Origin of the sequence: Streptomyces sp. adm13(2018) (assembly GCF_008042145.1) — a bacterium.
Classification (GTDB): domain Bacteria; phylum Actinomycetota; class Actinomycetes; order Streptomycetales; family Streptomycetaceae; genus Streptomyces.
The window spans coordinates 1-16,216 of the sequence record NZ_RDBH01000036.1; the positions used below are offsets into that span (position 1 = coordinate 1).

The 16,216-nt window shown below is 71.5% G+C and carries 15 protein-coding genes and 1 pseudogene; 10 read left to right on the forward strand and 6 right to left on the reverse strand.

Annotated elements, in window-relative coordinates; all coding sequences use genetic code 11:
* The 3 genes from EAO70_RS39955 to EAO70_RS03220 form a co-directional block, all read right to left on the reverse strand.
* Positions 1–861 (reverse strand): DUF5133 domain-containing protein (locus EAO70_RS39955; protein ID WP_315986203.1); only part of this gene is annotated, 861 nt, incomplete at its 3' end.
* Between the two features lie 377 nt (positions 862–1,238).
* On the reverse strand, positions 1,239–2,189 hold the full coding sequence (locus tag EAO70_RS03215; RefSeq protein ID WP_148001513.1) for a helix-turn-helix transcriptional regulator: 951 nt from the start codon (positions 2,187–2,189) through the stop codon (positions 1,239–1,241).
* A 297-nt stretch (positions 2,190–2,486) separates the two neighbouring features.
* The gene (locus tag EAO70_RS03220; protein WP_148001514.1) at positions 2,487–2,936 is read right to left on the reverse strand and encodes an SRPBCC family protein; all 450 of its coding nucleotides are present in this window, start codon (positions 2,934–2,936) and stop codon (positions 2,487–2,489) included.
* 457 nt (positions 2,937–3,393) lie between these two features.
* Between EAO70_RS03220 and EAO70_RS03225 the strand changes: the two genes are divergently transcribed.
* From EAO70_RS03225 to EAO70_RS03240, 4 genes are all read left to right on the forward strand, one after another.
* Positions 3,394–4,149 carry a (5-formylfuran-3-yl)methyl phosphate synthase gene (locus tag EAO70_RS03225; protein WP_148001515.1) on the forward strand — a complete coding sequence of 252 codons (756 nt, stop codon included), beginning with the start codon at positions 3,394–3,396 and terminating at the stop codon, positions 4,147–4,149.
* A gap of 8 nt (positions 4,150–4,157) precedes the next feature.
* Positions 4,158–5,561 carry an aldehyde dehydrogenase family protein gene (locus EAO70_RS03230; protein ID WP_148001516.1) on the forward strand — a complete coding sequence of 468 codons (1,404 nt, stop codon included), beginning with the start codon at positions 4,158–4,160 and terminating at the stop codon, positions 5,559–5,561.
* A gap of 2 nt (positions 5,562–5,563) precedes the next feature.
* Positions 5,564–6,670 carry an NAD(P)-dependent alcohol dehydrogenase gene (locus EAO70_RS03235; RefSeq protein WP_148001517.1) on the forward strand — a complete coding sequence of 369 codons (1,107 nt, stop codon included), beginning with the start codon at positions 5,564–5,566 and terminating at the stop codon, positions 6,668–6,670.
* A gap of 78 nt (positions 6,671–6,748) precedes the next feature.
* The gene (locus EAO70_RS03240; protein ID WP_148001518.1) at positions 6,749–7,654 is read left to right on the forward strand and encodes a class I SAM-dependent methyltransferase; all 906 of its coding nucleotides are present in this window, start codon (positions 6,749–6,751) and stop codon (positions 7,652–7,654) included.
* Positions 7,655–7,802: 148 nt separating this feature from the next.
* Here EAO70_RS03240 and EAO70_RS03245 read toward each other — a convergent pair whose 3' ends face one another.
* Entirely contained in the window at positions 7,803–8,333 is a 531-nt protein-coding gene (locus tag EAO70_RS03245; protein WP_148001519.1) for an EF-hand domain-containing protein, read from the reverse strand.
* 558 nt (positions 8,334–8,891) lie between these two features.
* Between EAO70_RS03245 and EAO70_RS03250 the strand changes: the two genes are divergently transcribed.
* The 4 genes from EAO70_RS03250 (at position 8,892) to EAO70_RS40200 (ending at position 12,955) form a co-directional block, all read left to right on the forward strand.
* Positions 8,892–9,872 carry a 3-oxoacyl-ACP synthase III family protein gene (locus tag EAO70_RS03250; protein WP_148001520.1) on the forward strand — a complete coding sequence of 327 codons (981 nt, stop codon included), beginning with the start codon at positions 8,892–8,894 and terminating at the stop codon, positions 9,870–9,872.
* 91 nt (positions 9,873–9,963) lie between these two features.
* Positions 9,964–11,244: an aminotransferase class III-fold pyridoxal phosphate-dependent enzyme gene (locus EAO70_RS03255; protein ID WP_148001521.1), complete on the forward strand. Its 1,281-nt coding sequence runs from the start codon at positions 9,964–9,966 to the stop codon at positions 11,242–11,244.
* Positions 11,245–11,298: 54 nt separating this feature from the next.
* On the forward strand, positions 11,299–12,447 hold the full coding sequence (locus EAO70_RS03260; protein ID WP_148001522.1) for an acyl-CoA dehydrogenase family protein: 1,149 nt from the start codon (positions 11,299–11,301) through the stop codon (positions 12,445–12,447).
* Between the two features lie 64 nt (positions 12,448–12,511).
* On the forward strand, positions 12,512–12,955 hold the full coding sequence (locus EAO70_RS40200) for a thioesterase family protein (RefSeq protein ID WP_410091000.1): 444 nt from the start codon (positions 12,512–12,514) through the stop codon (positions 12,953–12,955).
* On the opposite strand, the pseudogene EAO70_RS03265 reads toward EAO70_RS40200, so the two are convergent.
* Both EAO70_RS03265 and EAO70_RS03270 read right to left on the reverse strand, forming a co-directional pair.
* A pseudogene (locus EAO70_RS03265) lies at positions 12,842–14,320 on the reverse strand (phosphocholine-specific phospholipase C); the annotation flags it as partial. The gene EAO70_RS40200 and the pseudogene EAO70_RS03265 overlap by 114 nt on opposite strands.
* 236 nt (positions 14,321–14,556) lie before the next feature.
* Positions 14,557–14,973 (reverse strand): organic hydroperoxide resistance protein, encoded by a 417-nt coding sequence (locus EAO70_RS03270; protein ID WP_148001523.1) that lies wholly within the window; start codon positions 14,971–14,973, stop codon positions 14,557–14,559.
* Between the two features lie 115 nt (positions 14,974–15,088).
* Between EAO70_RS03270 and EAO70_RS03275 the strand changes: the two genes are divergently transcribed.
* Positions 15,089–15,574: a MarR family winged helix-turn-helix transcriptional regulator gene (locus tag EAO70_RS03275; protein WP_148001524.1), complete on the forward strand. Its 486-nt coding sequence runs from the start codon at positions 15,089–15,091 to the stop codon at positions 15,572–15,574.
* A gap of 119 nt (positions 15,575–15,693) precedes the next feature.
* Positions 15,694–16,140 carry a GNAT family N-acetyltransferase gene (locus EAO70_RS03280; protein WP_148001525.1) on the forward strand — a complete coding sequence of 149 codons (447 nt, stop codon included), beginning with the start codon at positions 15,694–15,696 and terminating at the stop codon, positions 16,138–16,140.
* Positions 16,141–16,216: the final 76 nt, after the last annotated feature.

Genomic DNA, 16,216 nt, shown 5'->3' on the forward strand with positions numbered 1-16,216 from the left:
GGGGCGGCTGAGGAGGCGCGGCTGCACCACGTGCGGGTGGGGTAGCACGGTGGCCGTGCGGTTCCACCGGGCGGCGATCTCGGCCGCCGCGCCGGGGGTCAGCGTGATCAGCCGGTCGGCCGCCGGGACCAGCACGTCCAGAGCCGCCAGGTGGGGGCCGGGGTCGGCCTGGTGCGGGTTGCGCAGGTCGTGCGCGGTGTAGACGAGCGGCTTGCCGTGGCGGCGCAGGGCGGCCACGAGGGCGGCGAGCGCGTCGGGCCCCTGCGCGTCGAACCCGAAGTGGAGGTGGAAGACGTCGAACTCCTCGTGGTGCGCGTCCACCCAGTCCGGGTCGAGCATCACGGGCGGCCACCAGCGCTGCGAGGTGCTCGGCACCCCGTTGGGTCGCGGGTCGGCCAGCCGTAGGACCCCGTCCGCCCCGTCCGGGTCGGCGCAGTGCCGCACGTAGACGTGTCCGGCCGGCACAGAGGCCACCCGCACCGTGTCTCGGCGGAGCGACCGGACGGTCCGTTCTGCTGCGGGCCGGGCCGGTCCTCCCGGTGCGGGCGGTTCCTGTCCGGCGCCCTGGAGGCCCTCGGCCGGGGCGGGCGCTCCGTCGGGGCGGGACGTCGCCCCGGTGCGGGAGTCGGCCCGTCGCGCCGTCCTCGAGGGGTCGTTCTCGGCAGACGTGCCGGACAGGCCCGCACGAGCGGCGAGCAGGGCCGCCTCGGGATCCTTGACGCCCGTCGTCACGCACAGGGTGTAGGCGGCGTCCTCCAGCTTCCGCCGCACCTCGGCCGCTCCCGTCTCGGTATGCAGGAGGGCCAGCCTCTCGTACCGGTCCACGAGGTCCTTGAGTACCGCGGGGTGCGCCATCAGCATCGGTCGTTCTCCTTGAGGGGGCACACGGCCCTTGCCCGTTCCGGTGGGCGTCATGCGCGAGGCCTCGGTCGAAGGGGATCGTGGAAGGGGGTGACCGGCTGGATCAGCCGGCGGGAAGGCCTGCGGAACCGCGCTCCGTCGGCGGGCGTGCGGTGTCCGGGTCGTCGGTCTTCCCTCCGGTCATGAGGAGGCCGACCTCCCCGGCAGCGTCGTCGGCTGCCCGATACAACCAGGTGCCCCCGTATCCGCCGGAGGAAAACCTCACGACGCCATATGGCCGCGAGTCTTCGCTCAGGAGGCTACGGCTGTTCGTTCCACGTCCGGGACTCATGGTGCGCGGCGCACGGGGGTGGCGGCCGTCCGGCGTCGGCGGCGGATCAGGCGTCGGTGCCGCGCAGGGTGGCGGACGGCGGGACGCCGTAGGCGTCGCGGTAGGCGGCGGCGAAGCGGCCCTGGTGCGCGAAGCCCCACTTCATGGCGATGGCGCTGATGATGGTGGCGCCCGGAGCGGCGGCCTTCAGCTCGGCATGGGCACGGCCGAGACGGACCCGGCGCAGGTATCCGAGCGGTGTGGTGCCGGCATGGCGGCTGAAGGCGTACTGGGCGGCCCGAGGGGTGACGTACGCGGCGGCGGCGATGTCGGCGAGGCCGATGTCCCGGTGTGCGTTGTCCTCGATGAAGGCGACGGCCCGGCGCAGGGTCGCGCCGCCGGCGTCTCGGCTGTCGACCCGGTCGGGCTCCTCGCCCGTCGCGGAGTTCGGCAGACAGGCGAGGGTGACGGCGGCGAGGTGCCGGACGGCGGTCGCGGCGACGAGACTGCCGGCGTCCGGGTCGACGAGGACGTGGTCCCGTAGGAACGCCACGGTGGCGCCCAGGCGCCGGTTGGCGGCGGGGTCGACCGCGCGGTTGCCGGTGAGGACGACCGGCCCCCGGGTGCGCGCGCCGGTGACGGCGACCTCGGTCAGGAGGTCGGTGTCGAACATGGTGACCGTGTAGCGGGCCGCGCGGACCTCGCCGGCGTAGGGCCGGCCGGGCTGGGTGATCAGGAACGACTCGCCCGGGCCGTACACCTCGTCACGGCCCCCGGTGATGTCCGCGAGGGTGCCGGTGTGGAGGGTCAGCAGGGTGATCCGGTCCAGTGCTCCGGCGTCGTAGGCCATCGTGAAGTCGAGTGCCAGCCTGTCGACACTGATCCTCTCGGTCGCCGTGCGCACGACGCGGGCACGTGTGTCGCGGGGCCGGCCGCCGATCCGCATGGGGGTGTACGCCCGGGACATGAACGCCTCGGTCGCCTCCAGGTCGCTGCTGTCAAAACGAAGGGTCTGCACCGCGCTGCCTCCAGGCCCGATCCGCCCGGAACCGCGCCCGGTCCTTCGACCGTACGCCCGACCGCGGATCACATGCGAACGGGTCCACCCGGGTCGGCGGAGGAACACCGTCTCTGACGATGCCCCGCCCCCTCCCAGGGGTGGCCGGAACCGGGCGCTGTCCAGAACCCTCCCCGGAGCCGATGCGGTCGGGGGTGTGCCTCGCGCAGAGGCCGGCGACGGCCTGAGCCCCGGACCGATGCGGCCCGGGGCTCAGAGGCTTTCAGGGGAGGCCGGTGCTCGACCAGGGCGCTGCGCTCAGACCTCGCCGCGCCAGGAGCCGCTCGCGCGGCCGCGGTCCTCGATGTACTCCTTGAACCGCTTCAGGTCGCCGGTGATCTGCCGCTTGACGAGGCCGAGCTTGTCGCCGACGTTCTCCTTGAAGCCGTCGGGGTCGTAGTCCAGCTGGAGCATCACCTTCGTCCTGTTCTCCTCCAGCCGGTGGAAGGTGACGACGCCGGCCTGCTTGACCTCGCCGCTCAGGGTCGTCCACGCGACCCGCTCGTCGGGAATCTGCTCGGTGATCTCCGCCTCGAACTCCTTGGTCACCCCGCCGACCTTGGCGACCCAGTGCGTCATCGTGTCGGTGCGCTGCTCGATGCGCTCCACGCCCTCCATGAAGTGCGGGAACGACTCGAACTGCGTCCACTGGTTGTAGGCGGTACGCACGGGGACGTCGACCTCGACGGACTCTTCGACCTGCGACATGGAAGCATCCTTCTCTCGTCAACGGCCGGCATTCTCCGGCCGTGTGGGGGCGTCCTCTCTCTGCCGCTCCTGTGCCCCCGTTCCGCGTTCTCATGACTTCCTACGGACGAATCAGCGACATCGTCCGCAAGCGGGCGCGCGGAGGGCATGGAGTGGCCGTCGGGCCCGCACGGGCTCCTACCAACGGCCCAGCCGCGACGGACCATCGTCCGGCGCAGGGCAGAAGTGCCGCTCCGGCACGTACTGGTCCTCGACTCTTCGCGGCCATGGTGCCGGCGGGAGCGGTTCATCCCGGTATGCACGGCGCACCGCGCGCCGGGGTGAGCACCCCGATCAACCCCGTGCGCCCTACCTGTGGTCACGGGGCAACGGAAATGATGAGCGCACCGCACATGAACCAGGCGAACCGCACCCCTGTCCCTCGGTCAGGTGGACATGCGGCGGAAGGAGTTCAGTGGTGTTGCTTCTCATCTCCCCGGACAGTGTCGAGGAAGCCCTCGATTGCGCAGAGGCGGCGGAGCACCTCGACATCGTCGACGTGAAGAAGCCCGACGAGGGCTCGCTCGGAGCCAACTTCCCCTGGGTCATCCGGGAGATCCGCGACGCGGTGCCGGCGGACAAGCCCGTGTCCGCCACCGTGGGGGACGTCCCGTACAAGCCCGGCACGGTGGCGCAGGCCGCGCTCGGCGCGGTCGTCTCCGGCGCCACGTACATCAAGGTCGGCCTCTACGGATGCACGACGCCCGAGCAGGGCATCGAGGTCATGCGCGCGGTCGTCCGGGCGGTGAAGGACCACCGCCCGGACGCGCTCGTCGTCGCCTCCGGCTACGCCGACGCCCACCGCATCGGCTGCGTCAACCCGCTCGCCCTGCCCGACATCGCCGCCCGCTCAGGTGCCGACGCGGCCATGCTCGACACCGCCATCAAGGACGGAACCCGGCTGTTCGACCACGTTCCACCGGAGGTCTGTGCCGAGTTCGTACGGCTGGCCCACGCCTCCGGTCTGCTCGCAGCCCTCGCCGGGAGTGTCACTCAGGCCGACCTCGGCCCGCTGACCCGCATGGGCACGGACATCGTGGGCGTGCGGGGAGCCGTCTGCGAAGGCGGAGACCGCAACACCGGACGGATCCAGCCGCATCTGGTGGCGGCCTTCCGGGCGGAGATGGACCGGCACGCCCGGGAGCACACCGTCGGCGTCCCCGCCGTGAACTGAACGCCGGCATGCCGACACATGAGGCCCGCAGCGTCCCCGGACGCCGGACCGTACCCTTCTCCGTCGTGGATCCGGCCACCGGGGAGACCTTCGACGAGGCCCCCGACCAGCAGCCGGGCGAACTGGACGACGTGATCGCCCGAGCCCAGCGAGCCTGGCACGGCTGGCGCGAGGATCCCGCGGCCCGCACCGTCGCGATGCACGCCGCGGCCGACGCCGTGGAGACGGCCGGCGACGACCTGGCCCGACTGCTCACCCGGGAACAGGGCAAGCCGCTGGCCGAGTCGTACGCGGAGGTCGCTCGTACTGCGGCCCGCCTGCGCTACTTCGCGGACCTGGCGCCCCGGACCCGCAGGATCGACGACGGACGGCCCGTGCGCAGCGAGATCCGCTGGCGTCCCCTGGGGCCCGTCGCCGCGATCGTGCCGTGGAACTTTCCCCTCCAGCTCGCGGCGGCGAAGTTCGCGCCCGCGCTCGCGGCGGGCAACACCATGGTCCTCAAACCGTCGCCGTTCACTCCGCTCGCCACCCGGCTGCTCGGGTCCGTCCTCGCCACTGTCCTGCCCGAGGACGTACTGACCGTCATCACCGGCCGGGAACCCCTCGGTGCCCGCCTCGCGGCCCACCCGGGCATCCGCCACGTCACCTTCACCGGATCGGTGTCCACCGGGCGGGCCGTGACCGCCGGGGCGGCGGCCTCGCTCGCCCGGGTCACCCTGGAACTGGGCGGCAACGACGCCGCCGTCCTGCTGGACGACGTCGACGTGGACCGGATCGCGGACCGGCTGTTCTGGGCGGCGTTCCGGAACTGCGGGCAGGTCTGCATGGCGGTCAAACGCGTCTACGTCCCGGCCCGGCTCCACGCCGAGGTGGTTGAAGCCTTGGCTCAGCGCGCGAAGGCCGTCGCCGTCGGGCCCGGTCTCGACCCCGAAACCCGGCTGGGACCGGTCAACAACGCCCCACAGCTGGCCCGGGTCGAACGGATCACGGAGCAGGCTCTGACCGACGGCGCCCGGGCGGCGTCCGGCGGCCACCGGTTGGACGGGCCGGGATACTACTTCGCCCCCACGATCCTCACGGACGTCCCTTCCGACAGTCCGGTGGTGACCGAGGAACAGTTCGGACCGGTCCTGCCTGTGCTGGCCTACCGCAGCCTCGACGAAGCCGTCGACGCGGCCAACGGCACCGGCTTCGGGCTGGGCGGCTCCGTGTGGGGCACCGATCTCGACCGGGCCGAGGCTGTGGCGGACCGTCTCGAATGCGGCACGGCCTGGATCAACCACCACGCCGAACTGTCCCTCGCCCAGCCCTTCGCCGGCGTCAAGGACAGCGGCGTCGGCGTCGCGGGCGGACCGTGGGGGCTCTACGGCAACCTCCGGCCGTTCGTCGTCCACCGTCCTCAGGAGGGGTGACGATGAAGTTCCAGGCGGCTGTACTGCGCTCGTACGAGGCTCCGTTCACGGTCGAGGAGGTGACCCTGCGGGCGGAACCCGCCGAGGGCGAGATCCTGGTCGAGATCGCGGGTGCGGGAATGTGCCGGACCGATCTCGCGGTCCGGCGGTCCGCCGGCCGCAGCCCGCTCCCGGCCGTGCTGGGCCACGAGGGCTCCGGGGTCGTGGTGCGGACGGGCAGCGGCCCTGACGCCGCGATGAACGTGGGTGACCACGTCGTGTTGAGCTTCGACTCCTGCGGGCACTGCCACAACTGCCTCGGCGCGGCTCCCGCCTACTGCGACTCCTTCGCCTCCCTCAACCTCTTCGGAGGACGCGAGGAGGACGTGCCGCGGCTCACCGATGCCACCGGGGAGGCGTTGGCCCCTCGTTGGTTCGGCCAGTCCTCGTTCGCCGAGTACGCGCTCGTCCCGGCTCGTAACGCCGTCCGGGTCGACCCGGCGCTGCCGCTCGAACTGCTCGGGCCCCTCGGCTGCGGCTTCCTGACCGGAGCCGGAGCCGTGCTGAACACCTTCGGCGCGGGCCCTGGCGACACCCTGACGGTCCTCGGCGCTGGAGCCGTGGGCCTGGCCGCGGTGATGGCGGCCACCGCTGCCGGAGTACTGACCGTGGCCGTCGACCGGCACCCCCAACGGCTGGCTTCGGCCGAACGGTTCGGCGCGATCCCACTGCCCGCCGACACGGCAGGACTGCCCGAACGGATCCGACGGCTGACCGGCGGCGGCGCGCGGTACGCCCTGGACACCACGGCCTCGGCTCCGCTCATCAACGACGCGCTCCAGGCCTTGCGCCCCACCGGCATCCTCGGCCTGGTGGCGCGCCTTCACACCGCGCTGCCGCTCGAACCGGGCACCCTCGACCGAGGCCGCAGCATCCGTCACATCTGCGAAGGGGACGCTGTCCCCGGACTGTTGATCCCCCGGCTGACCACGCTGTGGTCGGCCGGCTGCCTCCCCTTCGACCAGCTGATCCGCACCTACCCGCTGGCCGACATCAACGAGGCCGAACGCGACTGCGACGCGGGCATCGTGGTCAAACCCGTCCTGATCCCGGAGCGAACAGGCCGATGAGCGGGGCGCGCGGAACCGCGCCCCCCACCCGGCAAAGACAGCCCGAACTCCGCACCCGCGATTCCCGACGGAGGAAACATGCCCGGCACGGCCCCGCAGCAGACAGAGCTGGACGGTGTGGACGGAGGTGTGGGCCTGACCGCCCTCCTGGTCGCCGCGGCACGGGCGATCGAGACCCACCGCCACGACAGCCTCGCCCAGGACGTCTACGCGGAACACTTCGTGCGCGCCGCCCCGGCGTGCACCTCCTGGCCGGTACGCATCGAGCAGGTCCCGGACAAGGACGACAACCCGCTGTGGGGGCGGTTCGCCCGCTACTTCGGCCTGAGGACCAGGGTCCTCGACGACTTCCTCCTCCAGGCGGTCGGTGCGTCCGCCCGCCAAGTGGTCCTGCTGGGTGCGGGGCTGGACACGCGTGCCTTCCGGCTGGACTGGCCGGCCGACCTGGTGGTCTTCGAGATCGACAGGGCGGGCGTGCTGGCCTTCAAGCAGCAGGTGCTCACCGGCCTGTCGGCTGCCCCGAGGGTGAAACGCGTCCCGGTACCGGTCGACCTGCGCGCGGACTGGGTCACCGCGCTGACCACGGTCGGCTTCGACCCGGCCGTGCCGAGCGTCTGGCTGGCCGAGGGGCTGCTCTTCTACCTGCCGGGCCCCGCTGAGACGTATCTCATCGACACGGTGGACAGGCTGACCACCGCGGGCAGCTCTCTGGCCTTCGAGGCCAAGCTGGAGAAGAACCTCCTGGCGTACCGCGACAGCACGATCTACACCGCGACGCGCGAACAGATCGGCATCGACCTGCTCCGCCTCTTCGACGCGGGCCCACGACCCGACTCCGCGGGCCACCTGAGGGCCAGGGGCTGGTCCACCTCGATGCACACGCCCTTCGACTTCACTCACCAGCACGGACGAGGCCCCGTCCCCGAGCCGAACGACGCGCTGGAGGGAAACCGGTGGGTGTTCGCGCACAAGCCCCGGCCATGACGTCCGCGGCGGTTACGACGTCATGACAAGGACGAGCACCCGTACCCGGCCGGGTGCTCGCCAGGACCGGGAACGGCGAGCGATCTCCATGATCACGCGCGGCAGCGTCCCGGGACGGTCGTCTCGGGACGGCCGCTCACGGGCGGTCTCAGACCCGGGCGGCCACCAGCTCGTCGCCCGGGATCCCGGCCATGTCCGGAGCGTAGTAGTCCTCGATGCCTGCGGCCCAGGTAGCCACAGTGATGCGGTCCTCGGCGTCCGGGCCGAAGGCGTCGAAGAGCGCGTGGATGTTCGCCTTCTCGAAGCCGATCGCCGTCATCAGCGACATGAAGAGCGGGCGCTCGATCAGGCCGTCCTCGTCCGGGTCGCCGAGTGCGGCCAGCGCCTCGGCGAACTCGGCGATCGTGGGACCGAAGCGCTGGGGATCCAGCACGAACGGACGGAACTCCTCGACGGTGATCACACCGTCGCCGTTGGCGTCCAGTTCCGTGGCCAGCGTCGTCCAGTAGCGGCGGAACGCGGCCCGGACAGCGTCCTTGGCACCGTCGTCCGATGCGACCGCCGCTTCCAGAACACGGCCCGTCATGAGGTCGAAGTCAGTGGATTCGATGACTCCGTTGCCATCGGCGTCGAAGAGGGAGAAGACCAGTTCGACCCGCTTGGCGGCCTCGGTTCGCATATGTGTCACCTGTCTTCTGTGGCCCTCGATTCCGGGCCCGGCTCAATGAGTACTCCTACGTAACCGTGCCGCCAGACAGGCGTGACGGTGAACCGACCCCGGCTACCGGAAGGAGTGAGTCCGCCGTCCATAAGTTCGGGGGCCTACCGGCGTTTCGGTCGACGGGAATCAGGGCGGAGGCTCCCTGACGCGGCACTCGCCGTGCCCCCAAGACCCCTCGCGGCCTATCAGACACACCTTTCCAGCGTGTGGCACGCGCATGGCCGGGAGCTGAGGATCCGACGTCGCCCGTCGTGTTGATCAACCGTCAGCGAAGGCCGGATTTCTCTCGGCGTGTTTGTCACTTCCGCAATGATCCTTTTGCACCACCTCCCGGACCAGGCACCGCCCCCGTGCGCATTCGCACTGGTCGCGACACGGGCACGGGTGACCGTGCGTCAAACGTCGCTTTCGTCACGTCGGACAGCAGGATTGCGTTTACCGGCTATCGAGTACACGGGTAAACATCAGCGACGCACCGGGACCAGACGGTGCGCACGACGTCAGAGGGGAGCCCCGATGGGAATCGGGATCTTGTCCGTGGGCGGCTACGTGCCGCCCACCGTGGTGGACAACGAGCAGATCAGCGAGTGGGCCGGGACGGATCCCGAGTGGGTCGCCGCCCGCACCGGCATCTCGGAGCGGCACTACGCCCCGGCCGGCATGGCGACCTCGGAGATGGCAGCGGAAGCCGCCGCTCCCTTACTCGAGGACGAGTCGCTCCGTACTCGTATCGGCCTGTTGATCACGGCGACCTCGACCCCCGACCAGCCGCAGCCCGCCACGGCCGTCATGGTGCAACAGCGCCTGGACCTGCCCGTCCTCCCCGCGTTCGACGTGAACGCCGTCTGCTCGGGCTTCCTCTACGCCCTGGCGACCGCCCGCGCCATGCTGGCCCAGCAGGACGGCGGGGAGTGCGCCCTGGTGGTGGGCGCCGACAAGTACTCGACGATCATGGACAGGACGGACCGCAAGACCGTCAGCCTCTTCGGCGACGGAGCGGGCGCCGTCGTTCTGGGGCCGGTGCCCGACGGGTACGGCATTCACGCCGTCGCCCTGCTGGCGGACGGTCAGAGCACGTCCCTGGTACGGGTCGAGGCGGGCGGCACCCGTAAGCCGCTGACCGCGCAGCGCGTGGCGGACGGCGAGCACCTGTTCCGGATGGACGGGCGCGCGGTCCGCGACTGGGGCCTGCAGTTCGTCCCCAAGGCCGTGAACGAGGCCCTCGACCACGCGGGGCTCACCGTCGGCGACATCGACCGGGTGGTCTTCCACCAGGGCAACACCCGGCTGGTCGAAGCCCTGGGCCGGGAGATGGGCATACCGCAGGACAAGCTCGCGCTCACCGCCCCCGAGTACGGGAACACCGCCGCGGCCTCCATTCCGCTCACGCTCTCCCACGAGCACGCGCGCAAGCCGTTCACCCGCGGCGAGCGGATCCTGCTGGCGTCCGTCGGAGGCGGCATGACCGCCGGCGCCGTCGTCCTCACCTGGTACTGACACCGCCCACCCCGGACCGAGGGCACCTCACCCGCGCCCGACCGGCGCGCCCTCCTCCTTCACGTACCGCCACCCCACGTACGGAGAGACCATGCTTCCCACTGTCAGCAAGGCCGACGGCGTCTACCTCTACGACACCGAAGGCAACGCCTACCTGGACGGCTGCTCGGGTGCCATCAACGTCAACCTGGGCCACACCGTTCCCGAGGTCACCGAGCGGATGCACCGGCAGATCGACGAGGTCTGCTTCACCTACCGCACCCAGTTCCGCTCCCCCGCGCTGGAGGAGCTGACCGCGAACCTCGCCCGGCTGGCCCCGGGTGACCTCAACCAGGTGCAGTTCTGCAACTCCGGGTCGGAGGGCATCGAGACGGCCCTGCGCCTGGCGACGCTCTACCACGCCACCGCCTACCGGCCCTTCCAGTGCGTGGTGCTGACCGAGGAGCCGAGCTACCACGGCATGACCGCGGGTGCCCTGGCCGCCTCCGGCCACCCCCTGCGCCGTACGAACCTCACCCCGCTGCTGACCAACCAGACGGCGGTCGCCCGGGTGCGCCCCTCGCAGGGCGCGCTGCGCGCGGACGCCCAGGACTGGGAGGAGGCCATCACGGAGATCGGACCGCACCGCATCGGCGCCGTGGTGATCGAGCCGGTGGGCGGGGCCTCCTCCGGTGCGGTGCCCACCGACCCCCGCACCCTGGTCAGGCTGCGGGAACTCGCCGACCAGCACGGGTTCCTGCTCGTCGCGGACGAGGTCATGACCGGGCTGGGCCGCACCGGGCGCTGGTTCGGCTGCGACCACGCGGGCATCGCCCCGGACGTCATGGTGCTGGGCAAGGGCCTGTCGGCGGGGTTCGTGCCGGTGGCCGCCGTCCTGGTGTCCGACCGGGTCGCCGCCACCTTCGACGCGCCGCTGGGCAGCGTGCTGTTCGGGCACACCATGGCCGGAGCGCCGCTGGCGACCGCGACGTCCGCCGCCGTACTGGAGTACCTGGAACGCGAGGACATTCCGGCGAGGGCCGCCCGGACTGGTGCCCGGCTCCAGGAGCGGCTGGCCGAACTGACCGGCCGCCACCGTCTGCTCACCGATGTGCGCGGCGCGGGTCTGCAACTGGCCCTGGGCGTGCAGTCCGACCCCGACCGCTTCCCCGGCACCTCGCTCGACCTGGTCGAGAACGCCCGCGCGGAGGGCCTGCTGCTCTACCCCGCCGGCGTCACCCCCGTCACCGAGTCGGTCATGGTCGCCCCGCCCCTGACCATCGGTGACGGCGAAGTGGACGACCTGCTGGCCCGGCTGGAGCGGGCCGTGGAGCGCACCGAGCAGGCACCGCCGGGTGTCGCGGCGCCGCAGCTCGCGGCCCTGTCCCACTGAAGTCCCCCTTCACCCCTCATCTGTTCGAGCTGTTCGACCGGAAGGACCCCGCACGTGATCACGCACTTCTCCGACCCCGCGCTGCGCACCCGTTTCCACGACCTCGCGGCCACCACGGTCGCCAAGCGCGCCGACGACTGCACGACCGAGCACCGTCTCGACCTGGACTCCTGGCAGGAACTCAGCGCGGCCGGCATATGGAAGCTGCCGGTGGCCAAGGAGCTCGGCGGCGCGGGCGGCACCTGGTGGGACTTCGCCGCGGCCTTCGAGGGCGTCGCCGCGGGCGGCCGGGACCTCGGCTTCTGCCTCTCGATGGTCGCCCAGGCCGGCCTCATCCGGTCCATCTCCACGTACGGCACGCCCGACCAGCAGCAGTACTGGATTCCGCGCCTGCTCGGCGGCGAGGTCGGGGCCACCGCGCTGACCGAGACCACGGGCGGCTCCGACGTCACCCGCATCAAGTCCGCCGCGACCTCCGCCCCCGACGGCACCTACCGGCTCACCGGCCACAAGGACCACATCACCAACGGCCCGGCGGCCGACCTCGCGCTGATCCTCGGCCGGGTCCCCGAGGCGGGCAAGCGGGACATCACCCTGTTCCTGGTGGACCTGCACGCCCAGGGCGTCACCCGCGGGGCCCCCGAGGACATGATGGGCAACCGCACCAGCCCCACCGGCCCCATCGCCCTGGACGACGTCCGGGTGGAGAGCCGCAACATCCTCGGGGAGATCGGCGGCGGCGTCGACCTCATCTACGACACCATCGCCCTGGACCGGCTGCTGTACGGCATCCTCGCGGCGTCCTACCTCGACCCGATGCTCGACGAGATCCTCGCCTACACCCAGCAGCGGCACGCCTTCCGTGTCCCCATCGGCGAGCACCAGTACGTCCAGGGGCGGGTCACCGACGCCAAGTTCGCCCTGGAGTCCACCCGTTGGGTCTCCTACGGGGCCCTGGACGCTCTCCTCCAGCAGCGCCCGGAGGCCTCGCTGATGTGCTCGGTCGCCAAGTACCACGCCGGGGAGACCCTCAAGCTCGGCACCGAGACCGCCCTGCGGGTCTACGGCCACCTCGGCTACATGGAGGSCCCGCACACAAAGGCGCTCAAGGACGCCCTGGGAGCCGTGATCGCCGGCGGCACCGCGGAGATGCAGCGCAAGAACGTCTTCAACCAGATGCGCTCCCTCCAGCATGCCGCGTGAGCCCGCGTCCTCGTACCCCACCGCCCGTACCGCCGACACCGACCGCCCCAGGAGGAAGCCCGACATGACCGCCCCGACCACCGGGACCGATCTCACCGCCCTGATCGGCACCACGGCCACCGTCACCCACACCGTCACCGCCGCGGAGGCCGCCAGCAACTGGGGCAACGGCCTCGACGTGCTGGCCACCCCCGTCCTGCTCTGGCTGGGCGAGATCACGGCCATGAAGGTGCTGGAGAACGACCTCCCCGAGGGGTCCATGACGCTCGGTCTCACCCACGACTCCGCCCACCTGGCACCCACCCCCGTGGGYGAGACCGTCACCCTCACCGCGACCCTCACCGCGGTCGAGGGCTCCAAGCTCCAGTTCGACGTCGAAGGGCGCGACGGCCAGGCCGCGCTCCTGGCGGGGCATGGTGCCGGTCGCCGGGGCGGTGGCGGGGAAGTCCGGGTGGCGGTTCCGGTCCGGCGGGAGGTAGCCGCCGGTGGACGGCAGCGGGGCCGGTGAGGTGTTGGTGCGGGTGAAGTCGAAGGCGGAGGTCAGGTCGCCGCAGACGGCCCGCCGCCAGGGGGAGATCTGCGGTTCGCGGACGCCGAAGCGCTGCTCCATGAAGCGGATGACGGAGGTGTGGTCGAAGGTCTCGGAGCAGGTGTAGCCGCCGGTGGACCAGGGGGAGACGACGAGCATCGGGACGCGGGGGCCGAGGCCGTACGGGCCGGCCACGTAGCCGGTCTTCCCCGCGAAGTGGTCGAGGCCGGTCGCGACGGTGGAGAGGCCCTGCGCGGCGGAGCCGGGGACGTAGGGCGGGACGACGTGGTCGAAGAAGCCGTCGTTCTCGTCGTAGGTGATGAACAGCGCGGTACGGGCCCACACGTCGGGGTTCGAGGTGAGCGCGTCGAGGACCTGCGAGATGTACCAGGCACCGTAGTTGGCGGGCCAGTTGGAGTGCTCGGAGAAGGCCTCCGGGGCGGCTATCCAGGAGATCTTCGGCAGCCGGCGGCCCTGGACGTCGGCGCGCAGCCGGTCGAAGAGGCCGTCGCCGGCCTTCGCGTTCGTGCCCGTGCGGGCCTTCTCGAACAGCGGGTCGCCGGGCTGCGCGTTGCGGTAGCTGTTGAAGTAGAGGAGCGAGTTGTCGCCGTAGTTGCCGCGGTAGGCGTCGTTGATCCAGCCCCAGGAGCCTCCCGCGTTCAGGCCGTCGCCGATGTCCTGGTAGATCTTCCAGGACACCCCGGCCGCTTCCAGCCGCTCCGGGTAGGTCTTCCAGCCGTAGCCGGCCTCGGCGTTGTTGAGGACCGGGCCGCCGCCGGTGCCGTCGTTGCCGGTGTGGCCGGTCCACAGGTAGTACCGGTTCGGGTCGGTCGAGCCGATGAACGAGCAGTGGTAGGCGTCGCAGATGGTGAAGGCGTCGGCGAGCGCGTAGTGGAAGGGGATGTCCTCGCGGGTGAGGTACGCCATCGTGGCCGGGGTCTTGGCCGGTATCCACTGGTCGTAGGCGCCCTTGTTGAAGGCCTTCTGGCCGCCGGCCCAGTCGTGGTTGAGGCCCTGGAGGAACTCCATGCCGAGCTTCGCGCTCTCGGGCCGGAACGGCAGGGTGACCTTCGTGCCGTTCGACTGGTTCCAGACCGACTTGCCGCTGGGCAGGGTGACCGGGCGGGGGTCGCCGAAGCCCCGTACGCCCTTCATCGCCCCGAAGTAGTGATCGAAGGAACGGTTCTCCTGCATCAGGACGACGATGTGCTCGATGTCCTGGATCGTTCCGGTGGAACCCTGCGCCGGGATGGCGGCGGCGCGCGCGATGCTGTCCGAGAGCATGGTCAGCGCGGCGGCGCCGCCCGCGAGTTGAAGGAACCGGCGGCGGTCGAGATCGGCCATGGGGGAGTTCTCCTCCGGGTCGGGACGGGGCACGGGTGGGGGTGCGCGTGCGGCGGCCCGGCGGACCGTCCGACGGGCGCCCCACAGGAGAGCGCCCGGGAACCACTGCCCGGGGGCCGTTCCATGACTGCCCGTCGTACGGCAGGCGAATCCCCCGTGCTCGAACGGAAGAGCTCACAAGCGAACGCCCCCGACGATCGGTGAACCGTCAGGGGCGTACAGGAAGCGACAGGAACCTACTCGACGACGAGGTCGACCGTGATGTTGCCGCGGGTCGCCTTGGAGTACGGGCAGAAGGCGTGGGTCTTCTCCAGCAGGGCCGCGCCGGCCTCGCCCTGGAGGTGGTCGGGGAACTCGGCGCGCATCACGACGGCGAGGCCGAAGCCGCCGTCCGCGGCGTCCTTGCCGATGGAGACCTCGGCGGTGATCGAGGCCTCGGAGATGTCGATCTTCTCCTGGCGGGCCACCAGGTTCATCGCGCTGGCGAAGCAGGCCGCGTACCCGGCGGCGAAGAGCTGCTCGGGGTTGGTGCCCTGACCGTCGCCGCCGAGGGCCTGGGGGTGGGCGAGGGGGAGGTCGATGTGGCCGTCGGAGCTGACGGCGCGGCCCTCGCGGCCGTTGGCGGTGGCGACGGCGGTGTAGATCGCGTCCATGGTGTCCGTTCCTGTCCTCGGGAGGGGTGTGCTGCGGTGGCCCTCTATTAGTAGCGCGCTATTCAGTTGTGTGCAACTTAATCGCGCATGAGGGGTCCTCGCGTATCCTGGAGCCATGGAGACGCTCGACACCGTCCCGGACGAGGACTTCCTCCGGCTCGACCACCAGATCTGCTTCTCGCTGCACGCGGCGACCCGCGCGTTCAACGGCGTCTACCGCGAGGCGCTCAAGGAGCTCGGTCTCACCTACCCCCAGTACCTCGCGATGCTGGTGCTCTGGGAGCACGGCGAGCTGCCCGTGAAGGGGATCGGGGAGCGCCTCCGGCTCGACTCCGGCACCCTGTCCCCGCTGCTCAAGCGCCTGGAGGCGGCGGGCTACGTCGAGCGGCGGCGCAGTTCCGAGGACGAGCGGTCCGTCACCGTCCGCCCCACCGCCGAGGGGGCCGCGCTCAAGGAGCGGGCCCGTGACGTGCCCCGCCGGATCGCCACCGCGACGGGCCTCGATCTCGCCGACATCCGCGACCTGCGCGAACGCCTGGACGCCCTGGCCGCCCGCCTCGACGGGGTCGATCCGGGCGAGCTGGGGGCCTGCGGCGGCTGAGTGTCCTGCCCGGCGGGGCGCGGCCGCGCGTCCCGCCCGGCGGGCTCGGGGGCGGGGGGCGTCTCGCCCTTGACCAAAACGTAAGGATCGAAAGCCTAGATCACCCCTATACTCGCCGCATGTCCGAGTTCACCGTCCGGCGGGCCGACGCCGACGATTCCAAGCGCCTCACCAGGCTGGTCAGGAACTCCCGGGCCTATCGGGGGGACTACGCCACGATGGTCGAGGGGTACCAGGTCGGTGGTGCGTACATCGAGCACCACTCCGTCTTCGTCGCCGTCGACGCGACCGACCGGGTGCTCGGGTTCTACGCGCTGCTCGTCGACGACGCCGAACTCGACCTCGCGTTCGTCGCCGACAGCGCCCAGGGCCTCGGCATCGGACGGCTGCTCATGGAGCACATGACCGGGCAGGCCGCCGCCGCCGGGCTCACGGCCGTGCGGGTCGTCGCGCACCCGCCCGCCGAGGAGTTCTATCTGCGCACCGGCGCCGTCCGGACCGGATCCGTCCCGCCCGCCGGCCACATCCACTGGGAGCGCCCCGAGCTCCGGTACGACCTCGCGTGACCGCCTCCCCGCCGCGCTCCCAGTGGATGTGGCCGGCGGGCGGGACGGATCCGGTCCGGACGGCGCCGGTGCGCAG